At 60.5% G+C, this 17,010-nt stretch carries 15 protein-coding genes; all 15 read left to right on the plus strand.

Going from position 1 to position 17,010, the window contains the following annotated elements; genetic code table 11:
* The first annotated feature begins 88 nt into the window (after nt 1-88).
* The 15 genes from XH85_RS24065 to XH85_RS24135 all read left to right on the plus strand — a co-directional run bounded on the left by XH85_RS24065 (nt 89) and on the right by XH85_RS24135 (nt 16,975).
* Entirely contained in the window at nt 89-1,300 is a 1,212-nt protein-coding gene (locus XH85_RS24065; RefSeq protein ID WP_128933781.1) for an ABC transporter substrate-binding protein, read from the plus strand.
* 70 nt (nt 1,301-1,370) lie between these two features.
* Nucleotides 1,371-3,065: a thiamine pyrophosphate-binding protein gene (locus XH85_RS24070; protein ID WP_128933782.1), complete on the plus strand. Its 1,695-nt coding sequence runs from the start codon at nt 1,371-1,373 to the stop codon at nt 3,063-3,065.
* A complete protein-coding gene (locus XH85_RS24075; protein WP_128933783.1) occupies nt 3,062-3,622 on the plus strand; it encodes a VOC family protein in 561 nt (186 codons plus the stop codon). Before XH85_RS24070 ends, XH85_RS24075 begins: the two co-directional genes overlap by 4 nt.
* Nucleotides 3,619-4,419: an SDR family NAD(P)-dependent oxidoreductase gene (locus tag XH85_RS24080; RefSeq protein WP_128933784.1), complete on the plus strand. Its 801-nt coding sequence runs from the start codon at nt 3,619-3,621 to the stop codon at nt 4,417-4,419. Before XH85_RS24075 ends, XH85_RS24080 begins: the two co-directional genes overlap by 4 nt.
* 25 nt (nt 4,420-4,444) lie before the next feature.
* Entirely contained in the window at nt 4,445-5,233 is a 789-nt protein-coding gene (locus XH85_RS24085) for an SDR family NAD(P)-dependent oxidoreductase (RefSeq protein ID WP_128933785.1), read from the plus strand.
* Nucleotides 5,234-5,356: 123 nt separating this feature from the next.
* Nucleotides 5,357-6,559 (plus strand): FAD-dependent oxidoreductase, encoded by a 1,203-nt coding sequence (locus XH85_RS24090; protein WP_128933786.1) that lies wholly within the window; start codon nt 5,357-5,359, stop codon nt 6,557-6,559.
* Nucleotides 6,560-6,790: 231 nt separating this feature from the next.
* The gene (locus XH85_RS24095) at nt 6,791-7,651 is read left to right on the plus strand and encodes a helix-turn-helix domain-containing protein (protein WP_128933787.1); all 861 of its coding nucleotides are present in this window, start codon (nt 6,791-6,793) and stop codon (nt 7,649-7,651) included.
* Between the two features lie 16 nt (nt 7,652-7,667).
* Nucleotides 7,668-8,603: a helix-turn-helix transcriptional regulator gene (locus XH85_RS24100; protein WP_128933788.1), complete on the plus strand. Its 936-nt coding sequence runs from the start codon at nt 7,668-7,670 to the stop codon at nt 8,601-8,603.
* Nucleotides 8,604-8,903: 300 nt separating this feature from the next.
* Nucleotides 8,904-9,533, plus strand: a complete 630-nt coding sequence (locus XH85_RS24105; RefSeq protein WP_128933789.1) for an NADPH-dependent FMN reductase — start codon at nt 8,904-8,906, stop codon at nt 9,531-9,533.
* A gap of 45 nt (nt 9,534-9,578) precedes the next feature.
* Nucleotides 9,579-10,826 carry an MFS transporter gene (locus XH85_RS24110; RefSeq protein WP_128933790.1) on the plus strand — a complete coding sequence of 416 codons (1,248 nt, stop codon included), beginning with the start codon at nt 9,579-9,581 and terminating at the stop codon, nt 10,824-10,826.
* A gap of 55 nt (nt 10,827-10,881) precedes the next feature.
* Complete coding sequence (locus tag XH85_RS24115) at nt 10,882-12,132, plus strand: acyl-CoA dehydrogenase family protein (RefSeq protein WP_128933791.1); 1,251 nt, start codon at nt 10,882-10,884, stop codon at nt 12,130-12,132.
* A gap of 18 nt (nt 12,133-12,150) precedes the next feature.
* Nucleotides 12,151-13,227, plus strand: a complete 1,077-nt coding sequence (locus XH85_RS24120; protein WP_128933792.1) for an alpha/beta hydrolase — start codon at nt 12,151-12,153, stop codon at nt 13,225-13,227.
* 104 nt (nt 13,228-13,331) lie between these two features.
* Nucleotides 13,332-13,631, plus strand: a complete 300-nt coding sequence (locus tag XH85_RS24125; RefSeq protein WP_128933793.1) for a DUF1330 domain-containing protein — start codon at nt 13,332-13,334, stop codon at nt 13,629-13,631.
* A 181-nt stretch (nt 13,632-13,812) separates the two neighbouring features.
* On the plus strand, nt 13,813-15,816 hold the full coding sequence (locus XH85_RS24130; protein WP_245473789.1) for an acetoacetate--CoA ligase: 2,004 nt from the start codon (nt 13,813-13,815) through the stop codon (nt 15,814-15,816).
* Nucleotides 15,817-16,153: 337 nt separating this feature from the next.
* Complete coding sequence (locus XH85_RS24135) at nt 16,154-16,975, plus strand: SDR family NAD(P)-dependent oxidoreductase (protein ID WP_206734810.1); 822 nt, start codon at nt 16,154-16,156, stop codon at nt 16,973-16,975.
* Nucleotides 16,976-17,010: the final 35 nt, after the last annotated feature.

Here is a 17,010-nt window from a genome sequence, read left to right on the forward strand (position 1 = left end):
CTTGTAATGAGATTTTTGATTTGTTATCACAAATTACAAAAAGAGCAAAGTCATACTTGGCCGCTGCCGTTTGAGGGAACGAAAGTACATGAGGGTTGCACGTGGTTTGTTGCTGGGCTCGGCGCTATTTTGCGCGAACGCCGCGTATGCGGACGAGGCCCCCATAAAGATCGGCGTCATGAACGACATGTCCTCGGTCTACGCCGTTGCCGGCGGGCGCGAGACCGTCGAGGCGGTGCGGATGGCCATCGAAGACACGGGCCCGGTGCTCGGCAAGAAGGTCGAGCTTGTCTTCGCCGACCATCAGAACAAGCCTGACGTGGGATCGACCATCGCGCGGCGGTGGTACGACGTGGACGGAGTGGACGCGATAGTCGACGTGCCGAATTCGGCGGTGGCCTTCGCGGTGCAATCCTTGGCCAAGGACAAGAAGAAGATCTCGCTCTTCGTCGGTGCGCTGAGCTCGGACGTCACTGGCCCGAAGTGCGACGCCTATACGACGCAATGGGCCGTCGACACTTATTCGCTCGCGAATGTGATGGGTACGGCAGTGCTCAAGCGAGGCGGCAATCGCTGGTTCTTTCTTGGCGCCGACTACGTCTTCGGTCGAGCGCTCGTCCGCGATACCAGCGCAGTGATCGAGGCGAATGGCGGCAAAGTGCTGGGCGCGGTCTATGCGCCGCTGAACACGGCGGACTTCTCGTCGTTCTTGCTGCAGGCGCAGCCGACCAATCCGAATGTGATCGGGCTTGCGAATTCATCCGACGACACGGTGAATTCGATCAAGCAGGCCGTTGAGTTCGGTCTCACGTCCAATGGCGCCACCTTCGCGGCCTATGTGCTGTTTCTCGAGCATGTCCAAAGCATCACGTTGAAGGCGGCGCAGGGCCTGCTCCTGGCAAATCCGTTCTACTGGGATCTCAATGACGAAACGCGCGCTTGGTCGAAGCGGTTCGAGGAGAAGATCGGCCACCCGCCGGACTGGGATCCGGCCATGGCATACAGCGCCGTCTTCCATTACCTCAAGGCGGTGAAGGCTGCCGGCACGCGCGACGCCGACGCGGTTGCGGCGAAGATGCGCGAGATTCCCGTCAACGACTTCGCGACCAAGGATGGCAAGGTGCGCCTCGATGGACGGGTGATGCGCAACCTCTACCTGTTACAGGTTAAGAAGCCCGCTGAATCCAAGAGCAAATGGGACATTTACAACGTGGTCACCACGGTGCCGGGAGAGCAGGCGTTTCGTCCGCTTGATCAAGGAGGCTGTCCTTTGGTGAACGCGGCCTCAGGCAAGCAATAAAACGGTCGACGCGTCTCGAAGCCTCGCGACGTGTCACGGGTGAGGGGACCAAGAACTTGGAATGAATGCAATGACGATGATGAGTGCCGGCCAGGCGGTCGTGGATGTCCTCAAGGCCGAGGGAGTCAAGTTCGTGTTCGGCATGCCCGGTGGTCATACCATCGGCATCTATGACGCGCTCTACGGCCAGCAGCAGATATCCCATATCCTCGTGCGCCACGAGCAGCATGCCGCGAGCATGGCTGCCGGATACGCGCAGCTCACGGGCGAGCCGGGGGTGTGCTGCGTCACCGCCGGGCCGGGTGCGACGAACCTTGTGACAAGCGTGGCCGAGGCGTTCGTCGGTGCGCTGCCAATGGTCATCATCGCCGGTCGTGGCGCGACCCGCAACGCGCACCGGGGCGCGAGCCAGGAGATTGATCAGGTCAGGATCTTCGCCGCTATCACGAAGTGGGGCATTCGGGTCGATCGGCCGGATCTCATCGTCGAAAGCCTCCGTCAGGCATTCACGATCGCGCGTTCCGGAAAGCCGGGGCCGGTGCTGGTCGATATCCCGCAGGACGTTCTCGCCGCGCAGATCGATCTTGCTGAGTATCGCCCCGTCGGCAAGCCTGCCGCCGTCAGAGGCGACAACGAGCGCATCAAGGCCGCGGCCGCCGCCCTGCTTGCCGCGCAGAGGCCGCTGATCGTTGCCGGAGGCGGCGCGATCGCGGCTGGTGCCTGGGCGGAAGTTCGACAGCTTGCCGAAGCGCTCGGAAGCCCCGTGATCACCACGCTGGCCGGTCGTGGCATTCTTCCGGACGACCATCCGTTAGCCGCCGGCGGCATCGGCCATCACCGTCAGGATGTGACCAAATACCTGCTTCCGAACGCGGACGTCGTCATCGGCGTTGGCGCGCGCTTTGAGCAGCAGGAGACCAACTGGAAGCCGGACTATCTGCCGGCGCCATCCGCCACATACATCCAGATCGACATCGACCCGAATGAGATCGGCCGCTCGGTGGTCGCCGCAATCGGCATCACGGGCGACGCCCGGCTGGTGCTGCAGGACCTGATCGCTGAGATCGAGCCCGCCAAGTCCAACCCGGAAGTGAAGACGAAAGGTTGGCTCGATGAGTTGTCGCGACGTCGCGTGCAACTTGAGACTGAAATCGAAGTAATGGCCGGCTCCGATATGCAGCCGATCCATCCGATCCGGATTTTCAACAGGATCCGGCGGGCGTTCCCGCGCGACGCCACGGTTGCGATCGACGTCGGCGTCCTCGCGCAGGGCATGGGCGGAGCCTATCCCTATTTCAAGATCTACGAACCGCGAGCAACAATCGTGCCCTCGAGCTTCTACGGCATGGGTTTCTCGGCCTCGGCGTTCCCTGTAGCGCGCTTGGTCTATCCGGACCGGCCGGCGGTTTGCTTCGTTGGCGACGGTTCGTTCCAGATGGTGATGAACATCCTGCCGGTCGCCGCCGAGCTGAAGCTCGGCGTCACCTGGTGCATCTTCAACGATCGCGCACTGGGCTCGATCCGCGACATCCAAGTTCAGGCTTTCAACCAGCGCTTCATCGCCACCGATTTCATGCTCGATCTCGACTATGCCGGCCTCGCCAGGGCGTCGGGCTGTCATGGCGAGCGCATCACCGATCCGAACGGCATCGAAGGGGCCTTGCAGCGCGCAATGACGGCCAACGCTGAGGGCACGCCGGCCGTTCTCGATTTCGTCGTCGCCAAGGAGCGGCTCAAGGGCAGTACGGAGTTCTTTGCACGATGAAACTACTTTCCTTCGGTCAACCCGTCGGCGGGATTGTTCAGGCCGCGTACACGGTCGAGAACATCGACGCCGCGATGCAGCACTACGTCGAGGCGCTCAATATCGGACCGTGGTTCGTGAGCGGGCCTTTTGTCCCCGCCAAGGGCTTTTACCGCGGCGAACCAACCGACATGAGCCTCACACTCGCCGTCGCGTTCACCGGCCACATGATGGTTGAGCTGATCGAGCAGCACGACACCAAGCCGTCCGTCTATCAGGAGACCATCAAGGTCAAAGGACACGGCTTTCATCACTGGGCAATTTGCTCCAAGGACTTCGATTCTGACGTCGCGCGCTATGAAGCGGCCGGCTATCCCGTCATCTTCTCCGACATTTCCCCGCGTGGCGTGCGGATCGTTTATGTCGATACGCGACGAGACCTGCCGGGGATGTTGGAGATTATTGAGACCACGGAGGCGCTTGAAGGAATCTATCACGGCTACTTCGCCGCGGCACAGGATTGGGACGGCAAGGATCCGATCCGGCGTTGGTCGTTGAAGACGGGAACTTCGAAATGAAGTCGCAGGAGCTCTTCGACGTTGCGGGGCTGTCCGTGGCGATCACCGGTGGGGCCAAGGGCCTTGGCCGCGCGTTCGCCGAAGCCATGGTGGACAACGGTGCGCGCGTCACGCTGTTCGATCGTGATCGGGAAACGCTGAGCCGAACGGTTTTCGAGTTGAGCACGCGGGGCGATGTCGACGGCAGCGCGGTCGACGTCACCGATCGCGCCGAGATCGCATCGGCCGTCAACCAAATGGTCGAGAAGCGCGGCCGGCTGGATGTGGTCTTCGCCAATGCCGGTATCGATGCGGGCCCTGGCTTCCTTTCGATGTCCGGCGAACGCGACCCGAAGGGCGCGATCGAAGCGATTCCCGACGCTCTCTGGGACAGGGTCATCGACACCAATCTGACGTCGATGTTCGCCACGATCAAGGCGGCTGTGCCTCACATGAAGCGGCAGAATGGCGGGCGCATCATTCTGACGGCCTCGATCGCGGGCGTTCGGCCGGGAGCCATCGTCGGCATGCCCTATCAAATCTCGAAGGCGGGCGTCGCGCACCTCGCCAAGCAATCGGCGCTCGAGCTGGCGCGATACAACATTCTCGTCAATGCGATCCTGCCGGGCCCGTTCCTGACCGAGCTCACGACGCCGGAGCTGCAGAAACGTTTCGAGGCGGGAAGCCCCATGCATCGCGTGGGCCGACCCGAGGAGATCCAGGGACTTGCGCTGTTCCTGGCGTCTGCGGCATCGAGCTACATCACCGGCACGCACATCGTGATCGACGGCGGCTCGCTGCTCGGCCGCGCCGATTGACGGCCCCCGTGGAGACGCAAGAGCAATGAAGGCAAATGCACTGTTCGATCTGACCGGCCATGTGGTTGTGGTCACGGGGGCTGCGTCGGGGATCGGTCTGGCGACGTCCCAGGTTGTCGCGGCCAACGGGGCCCGCGTCGTCATGATCGACGTCGACGGAGATCGGCTTGTCGGGGCCGCAAACAGCGTGCGGCCTGCGGGCGCGGGCGTCGACACGGTTGAGGTCGATGTGCGCCAGGGCGGGCAGGTCGCAGCCGCCATCGACGATTGTGTCGCGAAGTACGGCAGGCTGGACTGTGTGTTCGCGAACGCCGGCATCAGCGGCGGACCCGGCTTCGGCAAGCCGGACGGCGTGCTCGAAACGGCTTCCCTTGAGCTCTGGAACAACTCCCTGCGCGTCAATCTCGATGGCGCATTTCACACCATGCAAGCCGCGGCGAAGCACATGAAGCCGCGGCGAAGCGGATCGATCGTGGTGACGTCGTCCGTCGCCGCGCTTCGCGCCTCCGCAGCGCCGAGCTACGGCTACCACGCCGCTAAGGCCGGCATTGCGCAGGTCGTGCGTGTGGCGGCGCTCGAACTTGGACCACACAATGTGCGAGTGAATGCGATCGCGCCGGGACCGTTCAAGACCAACATCGGCAACGGCCGGATGCACACGGCGGAAGGGGCGGGCTTGTTCGCGAGCACGGTGCCGCTCGGGCGGCTCGCTGAGCTCGACGAAATCAAGGGTCTCGCGCTGCTCCTCGCTTCGCCGGCCTCGAGTTACATGACGGGGGCAATCATCCCGGTCGATGGCGGAACTCAGGCCTGATCGAAACAAATCATAACCAAGTGCCGTTCACGTGCAGAAAGAGTTCCTTGCCTTGCGCGCATTTTTCCGGTGAGCGGCTCACGGCTAAATTCGTTTCGCGACTAGGAAATAGAAGAGGGATTTATGTCCGTTGAAGAAAGAGTCGCCATCGTGGGGGCCGGCCCGGTTGGCTTGCTAAGCGCTCTCGGGCTTGCCCAGGCGGGTATCCCGGTTATCGTCATCGAGCGCGAATCGGAAATCGTCGCCTCCCCGCGCGCGATAGTTTATCACTGGTCTGTACTTGACGGCCTCGACCGACTTGGCTTGCTTGAAGAGGCGCTAGACGTCGGGTTCGCCAAACAGGACTATACCTACTTGGATTTCGCGACCGGCGAGAAAATCAACTACAGCCTGGACGTTCTCGAAGGACGGACACCTTTCCCTTTCAATCTCCATCTCGGCCAAAACCGACTTGCCGAAATTGCGTTGCGCCGACTCCAGCAGTTTCCGCATGCCGAGGTTCGCTGGGGTGTGACGATGCGCGATTTGATGCAAGATGGCAGCGGGGTCACTCTCTCAGTTGACGGTCCTGAGGGCCCTTCCGAACTCCGCGCCGGATGGGTTATCGGCGCCGACGGCGCGACGAGCAACGTTCGAAGGGCCTTGCAACTGGAGTTCGAGGGTATCACATGGCCCAAACGGTTCATCGCGGCCAACGTCCGGCACGATTTTTCGAAGCACGGCTACGCGCGCACCACCTTTCTGATTCACCCGACCCATGGCGCAATCATCGTAAAGCTGGATACAGACGATCTGTGGCGCTGCACCTACAGCGAGCCGCTCGATCTACCCGAGGAAAGCATCGCCGAGCGTATGACCGCCTACTTCGACGTCATCCTTCCGGGAGCGCGCGACATCGAAGTCGTTGCCTTTTCGCCTTATCGCATGCATCAGCGGGCAGCCGAGCGGTTCCGTGTTGGCAGAGTGCTGCTGGCCGGCGACGCAGCGCATGCAACGAATCCCAGCGGCGCCTACGGGCTCACATCGGGATTGTTCGACGTATTTGCGCTCTACGAGGCGCTGGCTGCTGTCGTTCGCGGCGATGTCGATGGCGCGATCCTCGATCGCTACGCCGAGGAGCGCCGCCGCATCTTCCTCGAGGTCGTCTCGCCTGCGGCGGTCGACAACAAGCGGATCATCTTCGACACGATAGACCCGGAGCAGCACGAGGCCAATCTCATCCGTTTGCGCCGTCTGACAGATAAGGAGGTGCTGCTCGACCGGCTCATGCTGACGGTGCGAATGCGCAGCGAGGAGCCTGCGCTGCGAGAGCTCAGAAGCGTCTGAAGGTCAAGTCTCTGTTCGACCCATTGAAGTGTAGATGACGCGGCCTCTTCAACGGGATCGGCTTCGAGGCAGGCCGTTCCGGCTCGTTGGCGAGCAGATCGACGGCAGCGGTGGCCAAACGAAGACATAGCGTGCTAAGAGCATTGTTGTTATAAGGAATTATTCTTCATCATCACGCCGCGCATATTGCGCTGCAGCGGGCCCGTCAGCTGATTACACGCCGAGCACGAGATGGAAGCCAAGCGCGAGTTTAGAGGCTCTGATACCCACGGCGTTCTGCAACGGTTTGGGGCCGACATTCATGCCTCAAGTGAGGGATATGGGTGGTCTTCGATTTACGCATCGATCCAAAGGGAAAATCCCTTCGAGGGCCGGTTCGAAGCGATCGCTGACGACCTCATTGTGTTGCACCGCAGCGGCCCCGTGCAGACGACCTTTGCATCCGGCGGGCACGTCGCTTCACGTTGCATTCCAAAAGGAAGCATCTTTTTTTTACCGGCAGGTCATGCGTGCGAGGTGAGATTGCACGGGGCGCTGGATACTCTCCATATTTATCTCCGCGCAAACTTAATTCCTGTCCACGCTGTTACACCGCTGCTGGTTGAACGGGACGTGGTTCTACAGCATTTGGCGCGCGCGGTTGAGCAGGCGCTTTGCGAGAACGTCTCGAATTCACATCTCTTCATCGATCCGATAGCGCGGGCACTTGCGAACAGGATCTCCACGATCAGCAGAAGTAGCGAACCGTGGCTAGTTCAGACCGCTGGGCTGCCTGAATACCAATTTCGGCGCCTTCAGGATTTCATAGAAGCCAATCTCGAGGGTGAGATCTCCCTTGCTGCGATGGCCAGCGCGTGCGGCATCGGCACAAAGTCTTTCGTTCGGGCTTTTGCAGCAACGACGGGCAAGTCACCATACCAATATGTGATCGCGGCACGTGTCGAACGGGCCAAGCGCTTGATCGAGCAAAACCAGGAAGGCCTCGCTGAGATAGCGCTACGGTGTGGCTTCTCCCATCAGGAACACTTGACGCGTGCCTTCCGCAGGCTGACGGGTCAAACGCCCGGTCGCTACCGCCGCAGCGTCAACTGACAAGCAGCCAGGGCCAATGCAGAAACGCTCCGATCCACCATCGCCAGCCGCAGCGCAAAATGAGCATACCGTGCGGTCTTTCGACGGAGGCGAGGTCCATTCCGTGCTGCAACAGTTCGCCGTGAAACGCGAGGCATCCAGTGCGGGGCTCGGCTGGTCGACTATGTTCGCATCGATTCAGCGGGAAGAGCCGTTCAGGGGCCGCTTCGAGGCCAATGCCAACGCCCTGCTGGTGACTGCAGCTACTGGACCAGTCGATGTGACCTATCGGATCGATGGGCGTGTTGTGTCCAGGCACTTGCAGGAGAAGGGGATCTTTTTCCTACCGCCCCTCCGCGACTGCGAGGTGACGCTCAATACGCCGCTGGATTCGATCCATGTGTACCTGCGTCCTGAACTGTTTTCTGGCTCTGAGGGTCAAGCGCAGAACTCCGATTTTGGCCTCTCGCCTTTGTTGGGTGAGCCGGAGCCCCTAACCAGCAATCTCCTGGCAGTAGTGGAAGAAATGGTGCGTGAGGGTGATACCTCGTGTTCCCTCCTGGCCGATTCAATTGCGCATGCGATAGCCAATCGATTTGTCGTGCTCAATGGACGGGAGCGGGAAGCGCCGTGTGCTGTTGAGCGCGGACTGAGTACGCGTAGCGTGCGCTCAATTCGTGATTTCGTCGAAGCCAATATCGCGGATTGCATCAAGTTGAGCGATTTAGCTGCGATCTGCGGCGTAAGCCCCGAATATTTCATACGCCTGTTCAAGTCTTCACTGGGCGTGTCTCCCCACCGCTACGTTGTGGGAGTGCGAATTCATCATGCGAAATTGCTCCTGACCGATCCAGACATTGGACTCGCGGATGTCGCGAGGCAATGCGGGTTTGCGCACCAGCAGCATTTCACGAACACGTTCCGTCGGATGACGGGCTTGTCGCCAGGTGCCTATCGACGGGCAATGAACTAAGAACTCCACGGTCTGCCTTTCCGACTTGAACGCTGGCTCGTTTCCCGTCAACGAAGCGGACAGTTTTGTGTCAGTTTCCTGCAAACCGGTCCGGTTTGTGCAGGCTTAGCCGTCAGGCACGTCCTACTTTCACGCTACGAAGAGGCGCCAGACGCAATCACGGCGCCGATGATAGGGAGAGACGCGCATGGCATTGTTCGATGCCGGGCGAGGGTGCTCGCATATCCGAATTGGCCAGCATTCGCTTGAGGTGCCTTGCACCTCGGGTGATCGTGCTGTGCAGGAAAGTGGGCCGCTGCGATGAAGGACTGGTCTCCGCTCGTCGTCGGGATCGGCGGCACGTTGCGCGACGGATCAACCTCGGAGAGGGCGCTCCGCCTGGCGTTGACGGAAGCCGCGCGGCTCGGTGCAAGAACACAGATCTTCGCGGGCCAATCGTTGAACCTGCCTCACTACGACGCCATTGAACGTACGGAGCGTGCGACGTCGTTGGTCGAAGCACTGCGCACCGCAGACGGCGTCATCATAGCCACCCCAAGCTATCATGGCTCGATCTCCGGGCTGATCAAGAACGCACTAGACTACACCGAGGATCTCCGCGCCGATGCGCGCAGCTATCTCGCCGGACGCGCTGTCGGCGCCATCGTATGCGCGGGCGGAGCCCAAGCCATGGGAGCGACGCTGGGAACTCTGCGGACCATCGTTCACGCGCTGCGCGGTTGGCCGACTCCATTTTCAGCGGTGATCAACACCGCGCAGAGGCCATTTTCCGCAGATGGTGCGTGCAGTGATCCGATTATAGCGCAACAGCTTGCATTCGTGGCCGAGCAGGTCGTCGAGTTCGCGAAAATGCGGCGGCTGTACGAGAGCCGGCGCAATGGGCTGGCGCGTCAAGAAATATCAGAAGCCGCGCCGGCGCAGTGCGCATAGAACGCGGCCGCAAACAATCAGAACGGGAAACACTAGGGAGGGCTCATGAGCAAGAATCGCATCTTTAGTTATGAGAATCTCGTTGTCGTCTTGATGGGTACCGCGTTTGGCTTCGTTTTTTTCGACCGCCTGGCGCTGAATTTTCTATCGCCATTTCTGGTGCCTGAGCTCCATCTGAACAACACCCAGCTGGGTGCCCTCGCGGCTGGCCTGGCGCTGACCTGGGCAATCGCCGGCTACGCCGTCGGCACCCTTTCGGACTATTTTCAAAATCGTAAAAAGCTCCTGGTCTGCGCGATCGTGATCTTCTCGATCTGCTCGGTAGGATCCGGTCTCGCCAATTCGTTTCTGACGTTGCTTGCCGCGCGCCTCGTTATGGGATTTGCGGAGGGACCTGTCCTTCCGATCGCGCAATCGATCATGGCTGCGGAATCGTCGGAGCACCGTCGCGGCTTCAACATGGGCGTTCTGCAGAATTTCTTCAGCGCGCTCCTAAGTAATTTTGCCGCCCCTCTCGTGCTCGTCGCAATTGGGCAGATCTACGGCTGGAGAAGTGCTTTTTACATTGCGGCGGTGCCTGGCTTCGTGGTGGCGGCCCTGATTGTCGCATTTATCCGTGAACCTTCGTCGAGTGCCGCTCCGATATCGACTGCGTCTGCGCGCAACACGATACCGCTTTCAGCGATGCTGAAACATCGCAACATCTGGGTTTGCGCGGTCGTGAGCTGCCTGATGGTGTCTTGGCTCCTGATTCAGATAACGTTCCTTCCGATCTACCTGGTGCAGGTCCGCGGTCTGTCGCCCAGTGCGATGAGCGTTGCCGTGGCCGCGACCGGTATCGCAACGGCCGCGTCTTCGATCCTCGTACCGGCGCTTTCGGATCGATTTGGCCGCCGTCCGATTCTGGTCTTGTCAGGCTTGGTTGGCGTGATTGCCCCGGTGACAACCGTAATGTTCGACGGACCTTTGCCCTTGATGGTGTTGTTCATGGGCATCGGCTATCTCGCCATTGGCAGTTTCTCGTTGTTCATGGCCACTGTGCCGTCCGAAACAATCCCGCCGACCCATGTTGCTACTGCGCTTGGCTTCATCATGGGGGTTGGCGAGCTCGCGGGCGGCTTCGCGGGCCCGGCCCTCGCCGGGATCGCTTCCGACGTGTTCGGTCCGTCCAGCTCGATGTGGATCGCCGCGACGCTGTGCATCTGTGCAGGCTTGCTTTGCCTGATGCTGGACGAAACTGCGCCGCGGGTGCGCGAGCGCCACAAAAGAATGATTGTGAGTTCGCCGGCATGAATCCCTATCGCCGGTTAGCCGCAACCGCAGTCAACGGAAATATCAGGAGATCGAAATGAACGTTCAGGCCATGCGCAAGAGCCTGCCGGTACCGGAACCTCACCTCACTCCGCAGGATCTGGTCGATCGCGCGGCCTCGATGAGAACGTTGCTGCGGGAATCGCAAGACGAGACTGATGAGCGGGGACATTTTTCGGACGACATCCAGCAGAAGTTCATCGATGCTGGATTCTATCGGATCTTGCAGCCCAAAATGTTTGGTGGCTACGAGTTCGATTACGAAACATTTTTCCGCGTCATGGTGGAGATATCGCGCGGTCATCCCTCCGCAGGGTGGTGCTTGACGTTGGCCGCCTCTCACGCGCCCGTCATTGCTTCGCACTGGTCGGAAGCTGCGCAGATCGAAATCTTCGGTTCATCCGGACATTTCGCGTCACCGCACCGGGCCGCCCCCGGGGGCACGTGCCTGCCGGTCGAGGGCGGCTATATCATCAATGGTGTGTGGCCATATTCGTCGGGAATACCGCACAGCACGCACTTCCTGGGCGCAACGTTGCTTCAAACGTCGTTCCCGCCACGAATGCTCCACTTCGTTGTGCCGCGGGGGCAATACACAATTCTGGGCGATTGGGGTGGAGACCGTACCTTGGGCATGCGCGGCTCCGGCTCGAATAGCGTGAAGCTGGACAATGTCTTCGTACCCGAGCACATGACCGCGTTCTTCGACGCGCTGGGTGTAAAGCAGGATCTCTCCGATGGCACAGCAGGAACGCGATTGCATGGAAACCCGATGTATCTCGGCGTTCTCATGGGTCCTTATCACGCGTCCCTGACATCGCCTATCGTCGGGGCCGCGCGCGCGGCGATCGATGAATATCGCGATATCCTGTTCTCGCAAAACACATTTGTTCCACCTTTCATTAAGCGTGCCTTCGAGACTGATTTCCAGGTCAATTATGGCCGCGCCATAGCGTTGACCGATGCAGCCGAAGGCGTGCTGCTCCAGGGTTTGCGCAAGCACATGGAGTACTGCCAGCGCTGGGCGAAGACGGGTTTGCAAGCCTCCGCAGAAGAAAACTTGCGACTCTGGGGAATGCTGCAGACCGGCGCACGTCTTGCCTGTGAAGCCATCGAACTCTTGTTCCAGACCGCCGGGTCGACTGCGGCGCGGAAGGGCTCAAGGATGCTTCGATACTTTGGCGACGCCCAGATGTATCGAGGACACATGTCCTCCCAATACATGACCTTCGCGAAGTACATTGGTCGCAGCAATCTCGGGCTGCCGACCGGTTTTCTGGATCTCTGAAGAAAGTCGGAGGGGGACGTGACCCAAACTAAAGCAAAACCTGCTCCGTTGGTGCTCGCAGATCAGGGAGTTTTCTGGACCGGCGTGGATCGCCAGCAGACACCGAATGGCACCATCGCTGCGGGCCAGATGTTCGTACAGTATCAGATCCCGGAGCATATCCGGCATCCATATCCCATCGTCATGGTGCATGGAGGTGGGGGGCAGGGAACGGATTTTCTCGGTACTGCCGATGGACGGCCTGGATGGGCCACTTACTTTCTGAAACAGGGTTACGCGGTCTATGTCGTCGACCGCCCGGGGCACGGTCGCTCACCCCTGCATCCGGAAGTTCTCGGTCCGATGACACCTCCGCTGACCTACGAATTTGCCATGACGCTGTTTACCGCGCCCGGCAAGCAGCCGAACAGCTGGCCGAACGCGCAAAAGCATAATCAGTGGCCTGGTTCCGGCGTCGTCGGCGATCCAGTTCTGGACCAATTCATCGCGACCCAAGGTCCATTCCTCGTCTTCTCGGCACAGACGCAACAGCTGATGCAGCGAGCCGGAGCCGAATTGCTGGATCGCATCGGTCCAGCGATCCTGCTCACCCATTCCATGGGAGCGCCCTTCGGCTGGCTCGTGGCAGATAGTCGACCGAACCTGGTGAAAGGAATTGTCGCGGTTGAGCCAATGGGGCCGCCTTTCGCCCAATTGCCAATGGGGCTGGGCGACCTCTCTTACGGACTCACTGCGATCCCGATGACGTTCGATCCGCCCGTCAAAGGCCCAACTGAACTGCGGCGCGAAATCCGCAAGGCTCCGAAGCCGGGGCTGGCGGACTGCTTCGTTCAGAATGAGCCGGCGAGGCGTCTTCCCAACCTCACATCGATGCCCGTTGCTGTCGTGACATCGGAGGCGTCGGCCTGGTCCATGCACGACCACGGCACCGTCGATTATCTCGTCCAGGCAGGCGTGCGAGCCGTCCATCTGCGGCTCGAAGACCATGGCCTGCGCGGCAACGGCCACCTGATGATGCAAGAAAGGAACAGCGATGACATCGCTGCTTTCCTGGAAAGATGGATCTCGGAACATGTGGGGTCACGACCAAGATAATTTCAATTTTTCGCGCCGCCGCACTTGTGGTGAAGCAGCGGCTGGAAGGTGCGAGTGAGGTGGTCAGGTTTGTCAGCAGACCGTTAGCGCAAGAGGAGTGTGAGATGGCGAAGAAGGGATATTGGGTCGGTCACATCAACGTCACGAACCCGGAGCGCTACAAGGACTACATCGCGGCCAACGCCGGACCATTGAAGAAGTACGGGGCGCGGTTCCTTGTCCGAAACGGTGCATGCGAAGTGCACGGCGACGCACTTCAAGGGCGTCGCCACGTCGTCATCGAGTTCGAAAGCTACGCAATAGCGAAGGCCTGCTACGACTCACCCGAGTATCAGGCTGCGGCCAAGATTCGCGACGAAGCCAGCACCTCCGATTTCGTCATGATCGAGGGCCACGAGGACTAACAGCGATCCGCGGCGGGGTCTGGCAACTTACGATTAAGAGCCCAGCCGAAGGTGGAGACGCTAATTCGGTCCACAGTATGCCGGTCAGTATCCGGAGCCGTAGCGGCGGGGCTTGCACTTCACCTTCTCCGTACTCGCCCTTTTTCCATGGCCTCGGAAGCTCCGGCTGAACGAGATCGAAGTGAAAGAACTGACGATGAAAGCAACTGCGACTTTGGAGCTGCTGTGGACCCCGTCCGAGGAAAAGATCGTCGGGTCTCGCTTGTGGGATTACATGGGTTGGCTTGATGAGCGCCAAGGTTGCAAGTTCGAGGACTACGAGGACCTCTGGCGCTGGTCGACGAGCGACTTGAACTCTTTCTGGAGATCGATCTGGGACTATTTCGACGTGCGGGCAGACGGCGACCTGACCCCCGTGCTGCAATCGGACGCGATGCCCGGCGCCGATTGGTTTCCAAATACCCGCCTGAACTATGCCGAGCACATCTTCCGCGCTGCCAGGCCCGAAACGCCAGCGCTCGTCGCGCTCAGTGAAGCGGGCGAGGCCCGGGAGGTTAGTTGGGAAGCTCTGCGGCAACAGACAGCCGCGCTGGCGGCAACACTGCGTCGTCTCGGCATCAAGCGCGGTGACCGCGTCGCCTCCTACCTGCCGAATCGTCCGGAGACGGTCGTTGCCCTTCTGGCGTGCGCCAGCATTGGCGCCATCTGGTCCAGCTGCTCTCCCGAGATGGGGCGAACCATGGTGCTCGATCGTTTCGGCCAGATCGAACCGAAAGTTCTGTTTGCCGCCGACAGCTACACCTATAACGGCAAGACCCACGATCGCGCGCCTATCGTCGAGGAGTTGCGTGAAGGGCTTCCGAGCGTCGGCCACATCATTCATGTTCCCGGCCCGCTCGCCGCGGAGCGGCCGATCCGATGGCGCGACGTGATGAGCTGGGGAGATGCTGTCAGCGGCGACGCCGAATTGCAGTTCGATCGAGTGCCGTTCTCGCACCCGCTCTGGATCGTCTATTCCTCGGGAACGACGGGCTTGCCGAAAGGAATAGTGCACGGCCACGGCGGTATCGTCGTTACCCATCTCAAAACCATGTCGCTCCAGCACGACCTGCGTCCCGGCGAACGCCTGATGTTCCTGGCAAGCACTGGATGGATCGTGTGGAACTTGCAGGTCGGCGCGCTGCTGACGGGTGCCTCGATCGTACTGTACGACGGCAATCCGGCCTGGCCGGACAATCGGGCGATCTGGAGATTGCTGGATGCACGCGGCGTCACGCATTTCGGCTGCGGCGCCGCGTTTCTCACCAACTGCATGAAGGACGGCTTGCGCCCTGGGGAATTCGTCGCGCTGGAGAAGCTGCGGTCGATCAGCTCGACCGGCTCGCCGCTGCCGGCCGAGGCCTATCGGTGGGTATACGACGCGATCAAATCCGATATTTGGCTTGCGTCGATCAGCGGCGGCACCGACATAGCTTCGGGCTTCGTGAGCTGCAGTCCTGTGCTGCCGGTCCATGCCGGAGAAATCCAATGCCGTGAATTGGGCGTCGCAGCATTCGCCTTCAACGAGGCGGGTGAACCAGTCATCGACGAGGTCGGCGAGCTCGTGATCGTCAAGCCGATGCCGTCGATGCCGGTATTCTTCTGGAATGATGAGGGCGGCCGACGCTACCAGGAGAGCTACTTCGAGCAGTTTCCCGGCCGCTGGCGACAGGGCGACTGGATCCGTTTTTCAGCCGCCGGGACCAGCCAGATCTACGGTCGCTCCGATACCACCATCAACCGGTTTGGCATCCGTATCGGAACCGCGGAGATCTACCGCGTTGTCGAGGACATCGCAGAAATTCGCGACAGTCTGGTTGTCGATCTCGAGTATCTCGGCCGAGAATCCTACATGCCGCTCTTCGTCGTGCTGCAGCCGGGACTCATGCTCACCGATGAACTAAAGGCGAGGATCGCCACGCAGATCCGCACCTACGGCTCCGCTCGCCACGTGCCGAGCGAGATCTTCCAGGTCGAGGAGATCCCACGCACCCTGACCGGCAAGAAGATGGAGCTTCCGGTGCGCAAGCTGCTGCTTGGCACGCCTGCCGAAAGGGTGGCGAGCCCGGATTCCATGGCGAACCCGGCGAGCTTCGAATACTTCGTCAGGTTCGCGGAGCAGCTGAGCCTGCCGCAGCGGGTGTAGGGCGGGAATGGCACCCGGTGTGCTGCAAGCTGGGTCCACGCCCGGTGCGTATCGAGGCGGATGAACTGAGGAATCCATTCTTTTCAAGTGGCCGACGATGATGCTGCATTGCGACATGCAGTTTGTGTCAGTTTTTTGCAAGTCGGATCGATTCGTGCAGGCGGCGGTATCCTGCTTCTCCTAAGTTGCTTCAACAAACGCTTTGCAAGAGCGACGCGGAATTCTTGGGGGAGACGCGCATGGCATTGTCCAATGCTGGCGAGGCGACCTCGCATTGGCTTGCGAACAGCCAGACATCCCGGGAATGGCCTGGGCTGTTCGATGAGGGTGGTCGCTGATGATGTCCGAGAGGTTCTCTGTCGAGGGATATGGCGCGATTGTCACGGGCGGCGCCAGTGGCATCGGTCTCGCTTTTGTCGAAGCGCTGGCCGATAGCGGTGCACGGGTGGCGATCCTTGATGTGGACTCGATCTCCCTGGGCAAACAGGTGGACCGGCTCTCCTCGAGAGGTTTGGACGTTCGAGGTTACAAACTTGATGTGACTGATCGCAAGGCGGTCGATCAGGTCTTCGCAGAAGTCGCAGCAGAATACGGACGCCTCGACGTAGTTTTTGCCAATGCGGGCATCGACCCCGGAATTGGCTTTTCCAACCCGGACGGCAGCCCGTCCGAGGCAGGTGCTATCGAAAACTACGAGGACGAGCGGTGGAACAGAAACATCGAAGTCAATCTCAATGGCATCTTCGCCACCATTCGCGCTGCCGCGCGCCATATGAAACGAGGCAGAGGAGGCGGGAGCATCGTGGTCACAACGTCGATCGCCGCCTACTTGAATGAGGGGATGATAGGGGCGGCCTACATGGCCGCGAAGGCGGGAGCAGCACATCTGGCGCGCAACGCTGCTCTCGAACTGGCCCCATACAAAATCCGCGTGAACGCAGTCGCGCCCGGGTTCATCGTCACGAACATAGGAGGTGGGTGGCTAAAGCAGCCCGAGGTCCAGAATTCAATAGGAGCCACGATCCCGATCGGCCGCATTGGAGACGCTGACGACCTGAAGGGATTAGCTCTTTTCCTGGCGTCCCCCGCGTCGAGCTACATTACCGGTGCGCAAATTCCGATTGATGGCGGTGTGAGTCTTGGAAGGAGGCCCGGTTGAATCGGCGGCGACGCATGCGTGAAGCGACGCCAAAA

This window comes from Bradyrhizobium zhanjiangense (assembly GCF_004114935.1).
GTDB lineage: Bacteria > Pseudomonadota > Alphaproteobacteria > Rhizobiales > Xanthobacteraceae > Bradyrhizobium > Bradyrhizobium zhanjiangense.